14 protein-coding genes and 1 tRNA gene are annotated in these 14,621 nt (G+C 64.5%); 9 read left to right on the top strand and 6 right to left on the bottom strand.

The features are described 5' to 3' along the window. The first annotated feature begins 18 nt into the window (after positions 1-18). Genes CZ322_RS04940 through CZ322_RS04925 form a run of 4 tightly spaced genes read left to right on the top strand, consistent with a single transcriptional unit; the run spans position 19 to position 4,467 of the window. The gene (locus CZ322_RS04940) at positions 19-1,275 is read left to right on the top strand and encodes a DNA recombination protein RmuC (RefSeq protein ID WP_143231855.1); all 1,257 of its coding nucleotides are present in this window, start codon (positions 19-21) and stop codon (positions 1,273-1,275) included. Between the two features lie 33 nt (positions 1,276-1,308). Next, the gene (gene xseA / locus CZ322_RS04935) at positions 1,309-2,562 is read left to right on the top strand and encodes an exodeoxyribonuclease VII large subunit (protein ID WP_087070459.1); all 1,254 of its coding nucleotides are present in this window, start codon (positions 1,309-1,311) and stop codon (positions 2,560-2,562) included. Then, positions 2,552-3,382 (top strand): exodeoxyribonuclease VII small subunit, encoded by an 831-nt coding sequence (locus CZ322_RS10250; RefSeq protein WP_087070458.1) that lies wholly within the window; start codon positions 2,552-2,554, stop codon positions 3,380-3,382. Before xseA ends, CZ322_RS10250 begins: the two co-directional genes overlap by 11 nt. After that, complete coding sequence (locus CZ322_RS04925; protein ID WP_087070457.1) at positions 3,379-4,467, top strand: carbohydrate kinase family protein; 1,089 nt, start codon at positions 3,379-3,381, stop codon at positions 4,465-4,467. The genes CZ322_RS10250 and CZ322_RS04925 overlap by 4 nt, the downstream gene beginning before the upstream one ends. Positions 4,468-4,525: 58 nt before the next feature. On the opposite strand, the gene CZ322_RS04920 is transcribed toward CZ322_RS04925, so the two are convergent. Continuing rightward, positions 4,526-5,281 carry an isoprenyl transferase gene (locus CZ322_RS04920; RefSeq protein ID WP_087070456.1) on the bottom strand — a complete coding sequence of 252 codons (756 nt, stop codon included), beginning with the start codon at positions 5,279-5,281 and terminating at the stop codon, positions 4,526-4,528. A gap of 366 nt (positions 5,282-5,647) precedes the next feature. Here CZ322_RS04920 and trhA point away from each other — a divergent pair, with 366 nt between their 5' ends. Next, positions 5,648-6,457: a PAQR family membrane homeostasis protein TrhA gene (trhA, locus tag CZ322_RS04915; protein ID WP_087071166.1), complete on the top strand. Its 810-nt coding sequence runs from the start codon at positions 5,648-5,650 to the stop codon at positions 6,455-6,457. Positions 6,458-6,633: 176 nt separating this feature from the next. Then, positions 6,634-7,551 carry a polyphosphate kinase 2 family protein gene (locus CZ322_RS04910; protein ID WP_087070455.1) on the top strand — a complete coding sequence of 306 codons (918 nt, stop codon included), beginning with the start codon at positions 6,634-6,636 and terminating at the stop codon, positions 7,549-7,551. Positions 7,552-7,589: 38 nt separating this feature from the next. On the opposite strand, the gene mca is transcribed toward CZ322_RS04910, so the two are convergent. Further along, a complete protein-coding gene (mca, locus tag CZ322_RS04905; RefSeq protein WP_087070454.1) occupies positions 7,590-8,495 on the bottom strand; it encodes a mycothiol conjugate amidase Mca in 906 nt (301 codons plus the stop codon). Positions 8,496-8,932: 437 nt separating this feature from the next. On the opposite strand from mca, the gene CZ322_RS04900 reads away from it, so the two are divergent. Together CZ322_RS04900 and msrA are read left to right on the top strand one after the other, a co-directional pair. Beyond that, positions 8,933-9,418 carry a GreA/GreB family elongation factor gene (locus CZ322_RS04900; protein ID WP_016443212.1) on the top strand — a complete coding sequence of 162 codons (486 nt, stop codon included), beginning with the start codon at positions 8,933-8,935 and terminating at the stop codon, positions 9,416-9,418. A gap of 53 nt (positions 9,419-9,471) precedes the next feature. Next, on the top strand, positions 9,472-10,113 hold the full coding sequence (msrA, locus tag CZ322_RS04895; RefSeq protein ID WP_087070453.1) for a peptide-methionine (S)-S-oxide reductase MsrA: 642 nt from the start codon (positions 9,472-9,474) through the stop codon (positions 10,111-10,113). Between the two features lie 224 nt (positions 10,114-10,337). Here the strand turns inward: msrA and CZ322_RS04890 are convergent, their stop codons facing one another. After that, positions 10,338-11,285, bottom strand: a complete 948-nt coding sequence (locus CZ322_RS04890; protein WP_234984467.1) for a Bax inhibitor-1/YccA family protein — start codon at positions 11,283-11,285, stop codon at positions 10,338-10,340. A 201-nt stretch (positions 11,286-11,486) separates the two neighbouring features. Further along, positions 11,487-11,560, bottom strand: a tRNA-Leu gene (locus CZ322_RS04885). Positions 11,561-11,741: 181 nt separating this feature from the next. On the opposite strand from CZ322_RS04885, the gene nhaA reads away from it, so the two are divergent. After that, positions 11,742-13,106 (top strand): Na+/H+ antiporter NhaA, encoded by a 1,365-nt coding sequence (gene nhaA / locus CZ322_RS04880; protein WP_087070451.1) that lies wholly within the window; start codon positions 11,742-11,744, stop codon positions 13,104-13,106. Here the strand turns inward: nhaA and CZ322_RS04875 are convergent. After that, positions 13,103-14,125 carry a Ppx/GppA phosphatase family protein gene (locus CZ322_RS04875; protein ID WP_087070450.1) on the bottom strand — a complete coding sequence of 341 codons (1,023 nt, stop codon included), beginning with the start codon at positions 14,123-14,125 and terminating at the stop codon, positions 13,103-13,105. The genes nhaA and CZ322_RS04875 overlap by 4 nt on opposite strands. A gap of 19 nt (positions 14,126-14,144) precedes the next feature. Then, positions 14,145-14,621, bottom strand: a 477-nt coding sequence (locus CZ322_RS04870; RefSeq protein WP_087070449.1) for a DUF501 domain-containing protein, incomplete at its 5' end; no start/stop codon positions are given.

Raw genomic sequence — 14,621 nt, 5'->3', positions numbered from 1 at the left:
GGATGTTTGAATATCGCTATGGATATTTCGATTGTTCTAGGTGCTCTTATCGCGGTGGGATGCGCGTGTTTCGCCCTGGGGTTCTTGAGCGCGCGGGTGCGCTCGGGCGGGGCAGTTTCGGCCCGTGAGCTGGCACTGGTGCGCCAGCAACTGGAGGAGGCGCAGCGCGATGCCGGAGTGGTGCGGGCGCAGCTGGCGGCCGCCCAGGCTCGTTCGGATCGGTTAGAGGAGGAAAATAACGGGCTCATCGCCCGGGCTAAAACCGATAACGATATTTTGCGTTCCCTGGCTCCTATTACCCAGCAGCTTGAGGTGATGGAGCAGCGGGTTCGGGATGTGCAGGTTCTCCAAGGTGAGCAGCGCACCGAAATCCGCACCCAGCTGAGCGCGGCGGCGCGCACCCAGGAAGATCTGGCGCGGGCCACCCAGGCACTGCGCGGGGCGCTCAGTTCTACCTCGGCGCGCGGCATGTGGGGTGAAGTGGAATTGCGCCGGGTGGTGGAGGCCGCCGGAATGCTCCCCCACGTTGATTTTTCGGAGCAGGTTTCCGCGCCCGCGGGTGGTGGGCGCGCGGCGGGAGCGCGCCCGGATATGGTTATCCACCTGCCCGGCGGCGCTCATCTCCCCCTCGATGCCAAGGTTCCCCTCACCGCGATGCTCCAGGCGCAGGCCGCCCCGGCCACCACGGCGGAGGAAATCGCGCGGCGCCAGGATCTTCGCAAACAGCACGCCAAGGCGGTGCGTGCTCACGTGAATGCGCTAGCCAAACGGGATTACCCCGCGCTTTTCCCGGGTTCACCCCGGATCACCATTATGTTCCTCCCGGGTGAATCCCTCCTCGCGGAAGCGCTGCGGGAAGATCCGCCGCTCCTGGAGGATGCTCTGAATCTCGGGGTGGTTCCCGCTTCTCCCGCCTCGTTGCTGGCGCTGCTGCGCACCGTGGCAACGCTGTGGGCCTCCAGTAAAGTCAGCGAAGAAGCCGGGCATATTATTGCACTGGGTCGGGAAATGACGGACCGGCTGCGGGTGGTGGCTGGTCACCTGGAAAAGCTCGGGAATTCCCTCACCTCAGCGGTGAAGAACTACAACTCGGCGCTCTCCTCTTTCGATACGCGCGTGCTGGTCACCGCGCGGCGCCTAGAAAGCCTTGATGCTGATTTTGCTACCCCGCCGGCCATTGCCGCGGAAGAAGGGCAGGTTAAACGTTTCCACGATGCTGCTTTGCGGGAAGCACTGGACGGCGAAGAAGATCATGAAACTCGGATTGTCCCGTAGCAGTGCGGGGCAAAACATGGCACGATAACTGATATGGCTTCAACAACTCCGGTACCCGCCAACCTGCCGCAACGGGCTGCGCAGACAACACCGGATCACCCGTGGCCGCTGCGCCTCCTCTCGGTAAAAATCCGGGAATACGTGGCGAAAATGTCACGCCTCTGGGTGGAAGGTGAAGTCATTACCCTCCAGCGCCGCCCCGGAGCCAAAGTCCAGTTCCTCACCTTGCGGGATCTGGAAGAAAACGTCTCCATGACGGTGAAAATACTCAGCCATTTGCTTCCCGCAACCGTCACCTCCGGAAGCCGGGTGGTGGTGTGGGCAGTCCCGGATTTTTATACCGGTAATGGCTCGCTCTCCCTGTGGGCACAGGAAATCCGCCCGGTGGGCGTGGGCGATATTCTGGCCCGTTTGGAAGCCCTGAAAGCCAAACTTGCTGCCGAAGGTCTGTTCGCACCCGAACGTAAAAAACCGCTCCCCTTCTTACCGCGCGCGGTGGGGCTTATTGTGGGGCGCAATACTAAAGCCAAAGAGGATGTCATTATTAATGCCTCGCTGCGCTGGCCCGGGGTTCGTTTCGAGGTACGCGAAGTAGCGGTCCAGGGCCGGGATGCCGTGGCCCAGATGATTCCGGCCCTGCGTGAACTCGATGCCCATCCCGGGGTGGATGTTATTGTGCTGGCCCGCGGGGGCGGTTCCGTGGAAGATCTCCTTCCTTTCTCCGATGAGCACCTTGTTCGTGCTATTGCAGCCACCCGCACTCCGGTGGTCTCCGCTATCGGGCATGAAGGAGATAATCCCATCAGCGATTATGTGGCTGATCTACGGGCCTCCACCCCCACGGATGCCGCCAAACGCATCGTCCCGGATCGGGAAGCGGAACGTGAAGGTGTGCAGGCGGCGGTGCGCCGCTTGCGCCAGGGCATGCGCCACCGGGTGGACCGTGCCACTAAGGAACTCGAAGCATTACGCGCCCGGCCGGTACTGGCCCGCCCCCGCACCATGGTGGAGGTACGCGAACAAGATATTCATTCGCTGCGCTCCTGGCTGCGGGCCCATATTCGGCGCGATATGGCTTCCAATTCCCAAGATATTTCCTCGCTTCTTTCCCAGCTGCGGGCCCTCTCCCCCCAGGCGACACTGCAGCGCGGGTATTCGGTTATCCTAAGCGGGGATGACAGAGTAGTCTCACAAGAAAACGATGTCCGAATCGGGGAGCACCTGCGTGCCATTTTGGCCGCGGGAACCCTCCATCTCGAAGTGAAAGGGAGCGCGCATGGCAGCTAAGGGAACCACTCCTGAGGGGTTCACACCCCCGGCGCCAGCGCCGGGCTCCTCCCAGCCCCACACAGCGGGCGCCTCCGCGTCCCAGGTACCCGGCTCACCCGGACCTCAGGTACCTGGCGTCTCCGCGCCCCACCCGCGCGAAGATATTGAGGCGCGCGTTGCCACCCTCAGCTACGAAGATGCCCGAGCGCGGCTGGTTGATATCGTCTCCCGCTTAGAACAGGGCTCCATTCCCCTCGAAGAATCCCTACGCTTGTGGGAAGTTGGCGAATCCCTGGCCCGCCACTGCCAAAGCTGGCTAGATGGCGCAGCGGCCCGGATCGATGCCGCCGAACGCGGGGAAAGCCTCGTGGCTGCTCCGATGGCAGCCCCGCAGCCGGCAGCCGCCACTACCGCTCCCGCCCCGGCGACTGCTCCCGCTAATCAGGGCGCGCCAGCGAACCAGCCCGCGCCGGCCGCAGCGCACACGGGTGGCTATCAGGCGCCCGCTCCCGCGATCTCGCCGCAGGCCTCCAAGGAGGACCGAGTGGCAGCCCTGCGGGAAGCGGTGCGCGAAGTACGCGCTGAGGATGTACCGGCTATTCAGCCAGCTCCGGAAGCCATGGCGGAAGCTACTCCTGCCCCCGCTGCCCCGCGCGGCGCCTCCGTTCCCGCGGGTGGGCCTGCCGGTACACCCGCTGGTGGCCCCGCCACCGCACCGCCCTCCGCTGAGGAACCCGCGGCCGGCGAAGATGACGATGATTTCGATCCGGAAGAATTCGCAGACGGAACAGGCCTAGATACTACCCCGCTCACTCGCCACCCCGAGGATTTCGCATGACGATTCTCGTAATTGGCGATGCCATCGCCAACCAGCGTGAAGCGGAGACCCCATTTCGCGCCGGCACCATGTTTAAGGTGGCTGTCAATCTGGCCCACCTGGCTCGCGAAGTTCGGATGGTCACCAATATTTCCGAGGCTTCCGACCCGCAAGTCGTACGCGATTACGCCGCTGCCCACGGTGTCGAGCTCCTCTTGCGCCCCGCCACAAGCCCGGTCAGCGCTGCCTCAAATCCGCTCAGCGCGGCTTCATCCCCAGTCAGCGCGGCTTCATCCCCGGTCGGCGCTGCCTCAAACTCGGTCAGCGCAGCTCTCACCTCCGGGCTACCCACCCCGCCCCCGGCCGCTTTCACCGACGCTCATTACGGGGACGCACACGCAGACCCTGAAGAAAGCTGGGATATTTTGCCGGCTCCGGAACGCGGCGCCCGCAAACTCGATTTTGATCTTTTCAGCCCCTCCGCCACTATTTTCGGTGGAGATGCCTGCCATGCCATGCCCGCGGCCCACACCGTGCGCGAATGGCTGCGGGTATGCCGCTCCACCTCCACGATCATTTACTCGCCGGCACTGCGCCACCCCCGGGCCCGCAACCTGGACCGAGTCCGTATTCAAGCCGAAAGTTTCTTGCAGCTAAGTGACGTCGTCGTCGCAACCTCAAAAGACATCCGGCTGCTTTACGGTATTAGCGGCCCCGAAAACGAATTCGCCGCGGTGGCCGAACACTGGTTTAGTTTCGGGCCGCGGCTCGTCGCCATTCTCCTTGAGGACGGTGCCGCGCTCATGATCACCGCTTCGGGTGACCGCCTCCACGTGGCATCCCTCCCGCGCCCCTTCGTGGACGTGGCCGGGGCCCGCAGCGCTTTTATAGCCACCACCATTGACACTCTGGACCGGGTGAGTCTGCTCGGGCGGGAAGCAAGCCCCGGCCTGGCCACCATGTCCATGTCGCACCTGTATACCGTGGGTGCTTTCGCCACCACCGCGCGCAGCCTCATGACCGCGCATGCCGGCTGGGAGCCACTGACCCGCAACGAACTGAGCGAAGGATTCTTCGAATACCAAAGCCGCGAAGGGCTGATTTAGCGCACCTTTTCGGTGTGAACTCCCATTCCGGCTCCGGACGCATCCGAATGCCTGCAGCTTAGCGGCCGCGGCGCCGGTCACGTTGCGTATAGTCACGCAGCGCGCGCAAAAAATCCACGCGCCGGAAATCCGGCCAGTAAGTTTCGCAGAAATACAGCTCGGTATGGACGGACTGCCAGAGCATAAAGCCGCTCATGCGCTGCTCCCCGCTCGTGCGAATCACCAAATCCGGATCAGGCTGGCCGCGGGTATAGAGATGATCGGTAATATCCGCGAGGGAAAAATCTTCCGCGACCTCCGCGAGGCTGCGCCCGGCTGCCGCCTCATCGCGCAGATAAGAACGCACCGCGTCGGTAATCTCCTGGCGCCCGCCGTAGCCCACCGCGATATTCACGTGTAAACCGCGGCAAGATTCAGTGCTCGCCGCGGCGGCACGCAGGCGCTGGGCGTACTCCTCAGGAAGAAGATCAAGATTACCCACCGCGACCAACCGGAAACGACCCGAGCGCGCCAAATTCTCAACAGTTTCACAAATGATGGTGAGCAGCGGGCCTACTTCTTCAGCCGCCCGGGAGAGATTATCAGTGGAGAGCAGCCACAAAGTAACCACCTCAATGCCGGCATCTTCGCACCAACCGAGCACCTCGGCGATGCGCTCGGCCCCGGCCCGATGCCCGAACGTGGCAGATTCACCCAGCTCACGCGCCCAACGCCGATTGCCATCCAACATAATGGCCACGTGCTGGGGCATGCGTTTGCCGGCCAGCTCCCGCACCAAGCGGCGTTCATATGCGGCGTAGAGCCATGCTGACATCCCCACGCTGTCTCCCTCCCTCGTTCTAGCCGCGCCGGCCCGAGCCGCGCCGGTCTGAACCGCGCCGTGCCAGGGCCGCGGCCACCCGAAACATGCCTTGCCAGGGCCGCGGCCACCCGAGCCACGCAGTGCCAGGGCCGCGCCGGTCACGCGCCGCGGCTAGATGCCTAACCGTTTAACTGTAGCCCGCCCATCCTGAGCAAACAGGAAAAGATACCCGGAAAATACTCAGGCAAGCAGCGTACACTTACGCCAGCGGCTCAGACCGGTGCGGGGAACCGGAGCCACACGTCCCGCTTCGCCCACCGCCGCGTCTTGCTGGCCTGCGGAGACCCCGGAGGCATCACCGATTACGTGGGGAGCACCATGACCCGTCTTTGTCACGCCACTAGCGAACGCCACCGCGGTAGTGATTCCCCTGCGCCTCGCGGTGCGACTCGCGGTGAGAAGAAAAACGGCGCATCGAAGGCCGGGGCGGCACAGCCCGCGGTAGCGCGGTCCAGCGCACGCAGCGCCCGGCGGCGCCTGCCCGCATCGGCGCTACCGAAGCCGGTATTGCGCGGCTGGCAGCACGCCATTATTGCCCCGCTCGCACTGGCGAATATGATCGTCCAGATTGTTTTTGCCCCCAACGCAGCACTCACCATCGGAGTCATTGTGTTCGGGCTGAGCGCCGTGGTGCTCTTCGGGCATTCCGCGGTGTATCACCTGGGATCCTGGGGGCCGAAAGTCCACGCGATTCTGCGCCGCCTGGATCACTCGAATATTTTCTTGCTCATTGCCGGAACCTACACCCCGCTCTCCCTCGCCCTGCTGCCGGGCAGCACCGCCGCCCTAGTGCTCGCCATTGTGTGGGGCGGGGCGCTCGGCGGGATCGCGCTTTCCAATTTCTGGCCGGCCGCCCCGCGCTGGCTGTATGTTCCCCTCTATATTGCTCTCGGCTGGGTGGCGATCTGGTTCCTCCCGGATATGTGGGAGGCCGGCGGCCCGGGCATCGTTTGGCTCATTATTGCCGGCGGAATCTGCTACACGGTAGGCGCGCTCGCCTACGCTTTCCGCTGGCCCAATCCGTGGCCGCGTACCTGGGGATTCCACGAATTCTTCCATTCGGGAACAGTCGCCGGCTACGCCTGCCATGCGGTGGCGGTCTGGCTCACTCTCTTCGCCGTCGCCTAGTGAGCGCGCGCCGCACACGGTCAGCTCAGAGCTCAACGCGCTGAGCGCTCCTCAACCTGCGTGCCTAGCGAGCCCGGTTGGCCGATCCCGCGGCCCGGAGGGCCGCGGCGGCGTCGTACCCCTCCTTTAGACTGATACCCAGCACCACACGAAAACGGCAATGCACAGGAGCGAAGATGAGCAAAAAGAACACGGAGGCGCGCGAGCACGCAGGAACCTGGACCACAGCGCCCGGGATTGCGCTGCACGTTCGGGACGGTTTTCAGATAGCGCCCGTTGCTACCGGTTCCACGCCGGGCTGGCACGGGGATAAAAAGGCTGGGAAAGCCGCCATGAAAGAGCGTGGGAAGCTCCTGGCTGAGCTGCAAGAACGTCTCTATGCCGAAGCGCGCCAGGGAGGCGAGCGGCGGGGGCTGCTCGTGGGGGAGGGGATGGACNGGCGGATCCGGCGCGCGCTGCCGCCGGCCGGCATGATCGGGGTTTTTGACCGCTCGCATTACGAAGATGTGCTGGTTGGAAAGGTCGATGAGCTCGCCACGCCCGCGGAAATTGAAGCGCGCTACGAAAAAATCAATGAGTTCGAGCGGGAGCTGGTGGACGCGGGCTATACGCTCGTCAAGGTCGCCCTGCTTATCGGCTACGAGGAGCAGGGGCTGCGGCTGCTGCGCCGGCTGGCGCGCCGAGATAAGCACTGGAAGTATTCGCCCTCCGATGTGGAGGCGCGTGCCCAGTGGCCTGCCTATATGGATGCCTACCAGGCCATGTTCGAGCGCACCTCCACGGAGTACGCGCCGTGGTATGCGGTACCGGCGGATCGCAAATGGTTCGCGCGGCTCGCGGTGACCGAGCTCCTTGCCCAGGCGCTCGCCCGGCTGGCCCCGCGCTGGCCGGAGGTCCGTTGGGATCCGCGCGCCCAGGCCGAGCAGGTGCTGGCCACCATGCCGCGGCACACCGCGCAACTCTCCGCGGACGAACTGCGCCAGGAAGCGGAGGAAGTTGCCGCCGAATCTGAGGACTACCGAAACGGCGTGGAAATGCTCATCACCCGGGATTCCCGCAAGGATGCCGGGGAGCGGGTCGGGAACGGGCAGTAAATAGCGGTTGCGGGCTCAGGCCTGGTTGCGCGGGGTGGTTAACGGTACCGCGCCGCCGCCTGCTCTTCGCTTTCCAGCCCGGGCACCCGCGCGAATAGATCCGTCTCCCCCTCCGCGGGCGCCGGGCCCACGGTGGAAGCCGCTAGGTAGAAGTCCTCATGCGGCCACACCTGCGCCTCCAGGTCCCGCGGCGCCGCGAAGAACAGCCCGTTCGGGTCAATTTGGGAGGCGTGCGCGCGCATGGCCGCGTCGCGCTGCGGGAAATATGCGACGACGCCGACCCGCGTGCTTGCGGCATGCTGCGGGCGCGGGAATTGCGCGGCCTCTTTCAGCCACTCGGTAAAAGGGCTGGTGCGGCCGGCGGCAAGAATCGCTTCGTGCAAGGTGGTGAGCCGGGTGAAAGAAAGATTGGCGTCGTAATACAGCTTGGAAACCTGCCAGGGCTCGCCCAGCTCCGGCCAGCACGGCTCCCCCGCCAGCCGCACCGCCGCGAGGGTGGCGGTATGGGTGCGCAGGTGATCGGGATGCGGGTAGCCACCGTTTTCGTCATAGGTGGTCACCACCTGGGGGCGGAACTCGCGGATCTGAGCCACGAGGGCGCGATGCACATCCGCGTCCGCGGCCCGGGCGAAACTATCGGCGGGGAGCTCCGCATCCGGGTAGCCCTCGGGTAGTCCGGAATCCACAAAGCCGAGGAAAACGTGCTCAATGCCGAGGATGCGGGCAGCGGCGGCCATTTCTTCCCGGCGTAGCTGCGCCATGGTGCGCCCGGCCAGAACTGCGTCGTCGAATAAAGGATTGAGGATATCCCCGCGTTCGCCGCCCGTGCAGGTGACCACCCGTACCCGGCCGAGGCGCGCGTATTTCGCCATGGTTGCCGCGCCTTTCGACGATTCGTCATCCGGGTGGGCGTGGACGCAGAGGAGGCGGCGTTCGTCCATCATCCTTCTCCTTCCGCAGCTGGTGCTCTTCCGCAGCTGGTGCTGGCGCTGGCGCTTATCGCGCGGGCTTTCTGGCAATCGATGCGGGCTCGCGGCACAGCGCCACCAGCCCGATTCACCGCGCTACTCTACCAAGGAGGCCCGCGCGCTGCCCCGCGGTGGTAGCGGAGTGGAACGCGGGCCTCCAGCCAGCAGAAAATCCAGGGGAATGTTGCATCGCCCGGAAGGCTGGTATGCTTAGCCGGAGAAACATGCCTATCAGGGCATGAATTTTTTTATCCGAGTGGGGCGTCCCACCCGCGCCCAGCGCTCGGGCCCCCGCAACCGCATCGCCGCACGAAGGCGTGCCGAGCTGCGCCGCGCGAGCGCGGGCTCATAACAGAATGACCAACCGGGCAGGTGCGCGGAGCACCCGCCCGCCGTGACGAGAAAGAGAAGAGATGTCTGAAAACACCAAGGGGGCTTGGCTCTCCCCCGAAACGTACGAGCACCTCAAGGCCGAACTCAATGACATGATTACCGTGCAGCGCGCGGAAATCGCCAAGAAGATCGAAGCGGCGCGCTCGGAGGGCGACCTGCGGGAGAACGGCGGCTACCAAGCGGCTCGCGAAGAGCAGTCGAAGCTGGAGGGGCGGATCGTGGAGCTGACCGCGCTGCTGGAAAACGCCCACGTATCCGAGCCGCCCTCGGGTGATGAGGTGGCTTCCGGCACGGTTGTGACGGCCACGATTGGCGGCATGGAAGAAACCTTCCTCCTCGGTTCGCGCGAAGCCGCGGATATTGTGGGAATGGAAGTGTATCCGGAAAGCGCGCCGCTCGGGCAGGCCATCCTGGGCCTGAAGAAGGGGGAGAAAACCACCTTCAAGAACCGCCTGGGCCGCCCCGTCAAGGTGGAAATCCTCGATATCAAGCCCTACGAAGGCTAGGAAGCTAGCGCGCCAGAGCGCTAGGGTGCCACCAGAGAGCTAAGGAGCTGATCGTGAATCTATCTGCTACCCCCGCACTGCCAGGCCGGCCCGATCCGATTAATCCGAATCCGGCGCCGCATGTTGTTCTGGGTACGCCCGTCCTTGCCGAACCCGGCCCGGGCGAGGAGCTCATCTACCTGGCCTCGGGGTGTTTTTGGGGCGCGGAAAAGCTGGCCTGGGAGGCGGGCGCGCTGAGCACCGCGGTTGGCTATATGGGCGGCACCACGCCGAATCCCACCTACGCGGAGGTGTGCACGGGCCGCACCGGGCACGCGGAAACGGTGCGGGTGGTTTTTGATCCGCGCGAGCTTCCGCTGGAGAAGTTGCTTCAGCTTTTCTTCGAGTCCCATGACCCCACCTCGCTGAACCGCCAGGGAAACGACGTGGGCACCCAGTATCGCAGCGCTATTTTTACGACGACGGACACCCAGGAGCGCACCGCCCGGGCCATGATTGCCGGCTATGAAGATGTGCTTCGCCAGGCCGGGCGCGGCGCTATTGTGACGGAGGTGGTGCCGGCGCTGGCCGCCGGGCCTTTCTACCTGGCCGAAGAGGAACACCAGGGGTATCTCCATAAGGTGCCCCACGGCTACCAATGCCATGCGCGCACCGGGATCGCCTGCCCGCTCCCGGGCGCGGGCCCGCTCGGCTAGCAGCCCTGCGCCTGTAGCTCGGCTAGCGCCGGCCTACATGCCCCGGCGGGCCATAGCGCTACCGGGTCGGGCCATCCCCCGAATAACGCCACACGGAACCACGAAGGCCGGGACGGAGAAACATCCGTCCCGGCCTTCGTTATCGCTATCAGCCTTAGTTCCGCAGTACTGCCAGTTCCCCGGCGCTAATCCTGCCCGCGGTACTGGCTAGTTCCGCGATTCTCTTAGTTCCTCGAGGAGGCGGCCAGGTAGGCCACGATGCGCAGCACTTCGAGGTAGATCCACAGCACCGTCATGACGATGCCGAAAGCTGCCGTCCACGCGAATTCCTTCGGGGCGTGGCGTTCCACCGCGAGCTTGGCGGTTTCCAAATCGGAGATGAGCACGTAACCGGCCACCGCGATCATGACCAGCCCGAGGATGATCCCCAGGTGGAAGCCACCCACCGTAATATTGCGCAGCGAGTTGGTCACGCCGGTCAGCATCAGGATGAGATTGACGAAGCCGAAGATAATGTAGGCGATCATAATGGTGAGGACCACCCGCCGGCCCTTGGCCGTGGTGCGGACCTTCCCGGACATGTGGAGGAATACCGCCACACCCACCACAATCGCGGTACCCAGAATCGCCTGGAAGGCCACCCCCGGGTAGAGAGTGTCAAAAGCATTGGTGATCGCGCCGAGGGCCACGCCCTGGAACAGGGAATAGGCAATGGAGATACCCGGGCCGACCATCGGGCGCCAGGCCCCGAACATGCCCACCGCGAAAGCGATGAGGGAAGCCGGAATCGCGAGCATCATCGCCGAATCCAGCGGTACGAAGAGCATGGTAGCCGCGCCGGCAACAATGGAGACCGCCAGCAGAATCGCGGTTTTCACCATGGCATCGTCGTAGGTCATGGTGGCAGTTGCCGGAGCCCCGAAAGTACCGGGCTGGCCGGAGCCGCCCGCGTACTGGTCATAGCCCTGCTGCGGATACGCCTGGCCAGAGCCCTGCTGATCGAAGCCGTACTGGTTGTACCAGCCGGGCTGCTCCGTACCGTAGCCGCTCGGCTGTTCATAAACACCCGGGCCGGCCTGGTAACCCTGGCGCGGTTCCGTTGCAATATTGCCACCGCGGAACTGCTGGTTCGGTGTGGCAGCACCCTTGCGGAAATACGGGTTGTTACTCATCACGGGATTCGACAAAATACCCTCCTGTATTGTGGTGGACCGCCGGATAGGCGGCCCGCCTACTGTCAGACGCGACCATCGTCCGGTTAGCATCCAGGTCATGTACAAACTTGGTTATAACTCGTCCAATATCGTCTCCAGGGTTATTCTCAAGCCCCTGCCTGAATTTTTCCTGAAAGACTTCTCGGTTTCCTCCATCAGTACCCCCGGACGGACTCGAACCGACACTGAACCGATTTTAAGTCGGGTGCCTCTGCCAATTGGGCTACGGGGGCTGAACATGCGAGCCCAACGGGCGCGTATGAACATCCCTAGAATACTACCTTGTTGCGCCACCCTGTAGAGTAGGAGGGATCCTAAGCGCGTCGCTTCACCGGCTTTACCTGCGTCGAGGGCCGCCCGCCGGTAGCTGCGCCGTCGTACCACCAAAACCTGGGCAGACAGAATCGAGAGGGAATGACACAGCGCGAGAACCGCGACACCACCGCGCACGAATCCGCCACCGCCGAAAGCGCCGAAACTCCGGAAACCACCGCGCAAACCGGGCAGCGCAAGCTCCGCACGGGGCTGCGCCGGGTGGGGAAACTCGCCGCACCGGTCACGCGTTACAGCCAGGCGCTGCGCAATGAATCTTTTGCCGGGCTGGTGCTGGTGATTTCCGCGCTCGTGGCGCTCATCTGGGCAAATTCCCCGGGCCGCGATACCTATTTCGCGCTGGCAGCCACAAAAATCGGGCCGGAAAGCTTGGGGCTCCACCTGGATCTGGCGCACTGGGCCGCGGATTTCGTGCTCGCGCTTTTCTTCTTCGTGGTGGGTATGGAACTCAAGCAGGAATTCACCATCGGCTCCCTCAACGACCCGCGCAAAGCGGCCCTGCCGGTGCTGGCCGCGCTCACCGGCATGCTCGGCCCCATCGGGGTGTATTGCGCCACCCAGGCGATTTCCGGCGCACATATTTATGATGGCTGGGCCATTCCGGTGGCCACCGATATTGCTTTCGCGCTCGGGGTGCTGGCGCTGGTGGGTAAAGGGCTGCCGAAAGCCGCCGGAATTTTCCTTATGACGCTCGCGGTGGCCGACGATCTGGGCGGAATTATCGTCATCGCGATTTTCTTCTCCGACGGCGTCAATTTCCTCTTCCTGGGCGGCGGTCTGCTGGTGGCGGCGCTTTTCGGCCTACTGTGCTGGAAAGGTTGGAACCGCTGGTGGCTGCTGTGGCCGCTGGCGTTGGTGTGCTGGTACTGCTTCTTCCGCGCCGGCGTGCACGCCACGATTTCTGCGGTGGTCCTCGGTTTCATGATCCCCACCTCCACCACCGACGCGGACGACACCCCGCTCACGGAACGCTATAGCGAACGGCTGATTTTCTGGTCGGCCGGGATTGCGCTGCCGATTTTCGCGTTCTTCGCCGCGGGCGTGAATATTACCGAGGCCGGCGGGATCACCGCGCTGCTCGCCGACCCGGTCGCTATCGGCATCTACCTGGGCCTCCCGCTGGGCAAATGCATCGGCATTTTCTGCGGCACCTGGCTTTTCGTGAAAGTCTTCCGCCTCAAATTGGGTGAGGGCCTGCACCTGGGCGATATTTTCCCCATGTCGATCCTGGCCGGCATCGGCTTCACGGTCTCGCTGCTTATCGCGCAGCTCTCCTTCGCGCCCACCGACCCGCACGAAGCCCACGCGCGCGTGGGCGTACTCCTCGGCACGTTACTTTCTGTAATTCTCGGGGCGCTCGCTACTCGGATACGGGTGCGGCATCACCGCGCTTCCGGTACCTTGCACGACGACGCCGCCCGCGGCAGCGCGGACCCGGCCGCCTAAACGACCGGCCGGGCGGGAGGCTGGGGTTCCCGAGCTGCCCAGAGGGCCAGGCCGTCAAGGATGTCGTGTTCCGAGGTGGTGATGGTGGAGAGCGGGCGGCCGGCGGCGCTGCGGCGCTGGGCGATGCGGCGCACCACTTCTTGCCAGACCAGCGCCCCGGCTCCGATCACGGGGGCACGCCCCGGGTGCATAAAGCCGAGCGCGGCGCGTTCCTCCAGGGGCGCGTGAATAAACCAGTCGGTGACCTTCTCAATATCGGCGAGTGGCATCGCGGTGCCGTGCACGGCCGCCGAATCGTAGGTATCGAGCCCGAGCCAGGTGGCGGTTACCGAGGTGACGGTACCGGCCACCCCGACCACCTCTTCGGCCTGCCCGAGGGGAACATGCTTTTCTGCTTCGTCCAAGGCCGCGCGAATATCGGCGCGGGCGCTTTCTAGTTCGGCCGGGGTGGGCGGATCGTGGCGCAGGTGGCGTTCGCGCATCCGCACCGAGCCAATATCCATGGAGTGGCTGGCGATCACGCTGCCGTCCGCGCGCCCGAGTACGAGTTCGGTGGAGCCACCGCCCAGGTCAATGAGGAGCACCGGGGAGGTCGGCGAGCTCAACGCCGAAATTGCGCCGGAGAAAGAGGTCTGGGCTTCTTGGGTACCGGTGAGCACCTGGGGGCGCACCCCGATCCGGGCCACGACCCCATCGAGGAAATCCGCCCGGTTGGAGGCATCGCGGGTGGCGGAGGTGGCGGCGAAACGAATGGAGGTCACTCCCGCTTCCCGGCACAGGCGCGCGTATATATCAACCTGGTTGAGGGTACGCTCAAGGGCTTCGGGGGCGAAGTGCCCGGTGGCATCCACGCCCTGGCCCAGGTACACAATTTCCATCTGGCGGGTTATATCGCTCAGGGAACTGCCGTCTTTTCCAGGAACGTCGGCGATGAGGAGGCGGATGGAATTGGTGCCGCAATCGATGCCGGCAACCCGCTGCGCAGGCGTGGTAGGCGTGGAGGTAACTGAAACCGCCATGGTCGGTTCTATGTCCTTTCTAGTGTGCTGCCGCGCTAGTTTCATCATCGCGGGAATTAGGCACGTCCTCGCAGTGGCAGGTGGTGCCATCCCAACCGACGAGGTCAAGGGCGCGATCCCCCAGCGGGCATACTCCCCGCCCCGCGCTCAGCGCGTAGCCGGCCAGCGCGTGCAAGCATTTTACCCGCTCGGGCATACCCCCGGCGGATACCCCGGCAATTTCCGGGACCTCACCGAGCAGGGAGCGGCGCGCTATATAGGATTCGTGGGCTGCCTGGTGGGCGGCCCGCAGTGCGGCGTCGTCGGATAGAGCAGCGGTCATGGTGGCCATTTCCCCGCGCGCTTCCAAGCGAGAAATTTCTTTGACCAGGTAGGGCAGGCACAGGTAGAAGAGGGTCGGGAAAGGTTCGCCGTGGCCGAGGCGCGGCAGGGTGATGGTGACCGCGGGGCGGCCGCAGGCGCAGCGTGCCCCGATGCCGACGAGGCCGCGCGGGAC

This window comes from Actinotignum timonense, from assembly GCF_900155575.1.
Taxonomy (GTDB): Bacteria; Actinomycetota; Actinomycetes; order Actinomycetales; family Actinomycetaceae; genus Actinotignum; species Actinotignum timonense.
Note: the sequence above shows the minus strand (reverse complement) of the source record. Positions and strands in the feature narration are given on the sequence as shown.

Excerpts from the sequence above, each read along its gene's own strand:
- mca (WP_087070454.1), bottom strand. The coding sequence starts at position 8,495 with ATGATGGACGAACGCCGCCTCCTCTGCGTCCACGCCCACCCGGATGAC.
- CZ322_RS04920 (WP_087070456.1), bottom strand. The coding sequence starts at position 5,281 with ATGTCAGCATGGCTCTACGCCGCATATGAACGCCGCTTGGTGCGGGAG.
- CZ322_RS10250 (WP_087070458.1), top strand. The coding sequence starts at position 2,552 with ATGGCAGCTAAGGGAACCACTCCTGAGGGGTTCACACCCCCGGCGCCA.
- CZ322_RS04925 (WP_087070457.1), top strand. The coding sequence starts at position 3,379 with ATGACGATTCTCGTAATTGGCGATGCCATCGCCAACCAGCGTGAAGCG.
- trhA (WP_087071166.1), top strand. The coding sequence starts at position 5,648 with ATGACCCGTCTTTGTCACGCCACTAGCGAACGCCACCGCGGTAGTGAT.
- CZ322_RS04875 (WP_087070450.1), bottom strand. The coding sequence starts at position 14,125 with ATGGCGGTTTCAGTTACCTCCACGCCTACCACGCCTGCGCAGCGGGTT.
- CZ322_RS04900 (WP_016443212.1), top strand. The coding sequence starts at position 8,933 with ATGTCTGAAAACACCAAGGGGGCTTGGCTCTCCCCCGAAACGTACGAG.
- CZ322_RS04890 (WP_234984467.1), bottom strand. The coding sequence starts at position 11,285 with ATGAGTAACAACCCGTATTTCCGCAAGGGTGCTGCCACACCGAACCAG.
- xseA (WP_087070459.1), top strand. The coding sequence starts at position 1,309 with ATGGCTTCAACAACTCCGGTACCCGCCAACCTGCCGCAACGGGCTGCG.
- nhaA (WP_087070451.1), top strand. The coding sequence starts at position 11,742 with ATGACACAGCGCGAGAACCGCGACACCACCGCGCACGAATCCGCCACC.
- CZ322_RS04940 (WP_143231855.1), top strand. The coding sequence starts at position 19 with ATGGATATTTCGATTGTTCTAGGTGCTCTTATCGCGGTGGGATGCGCG.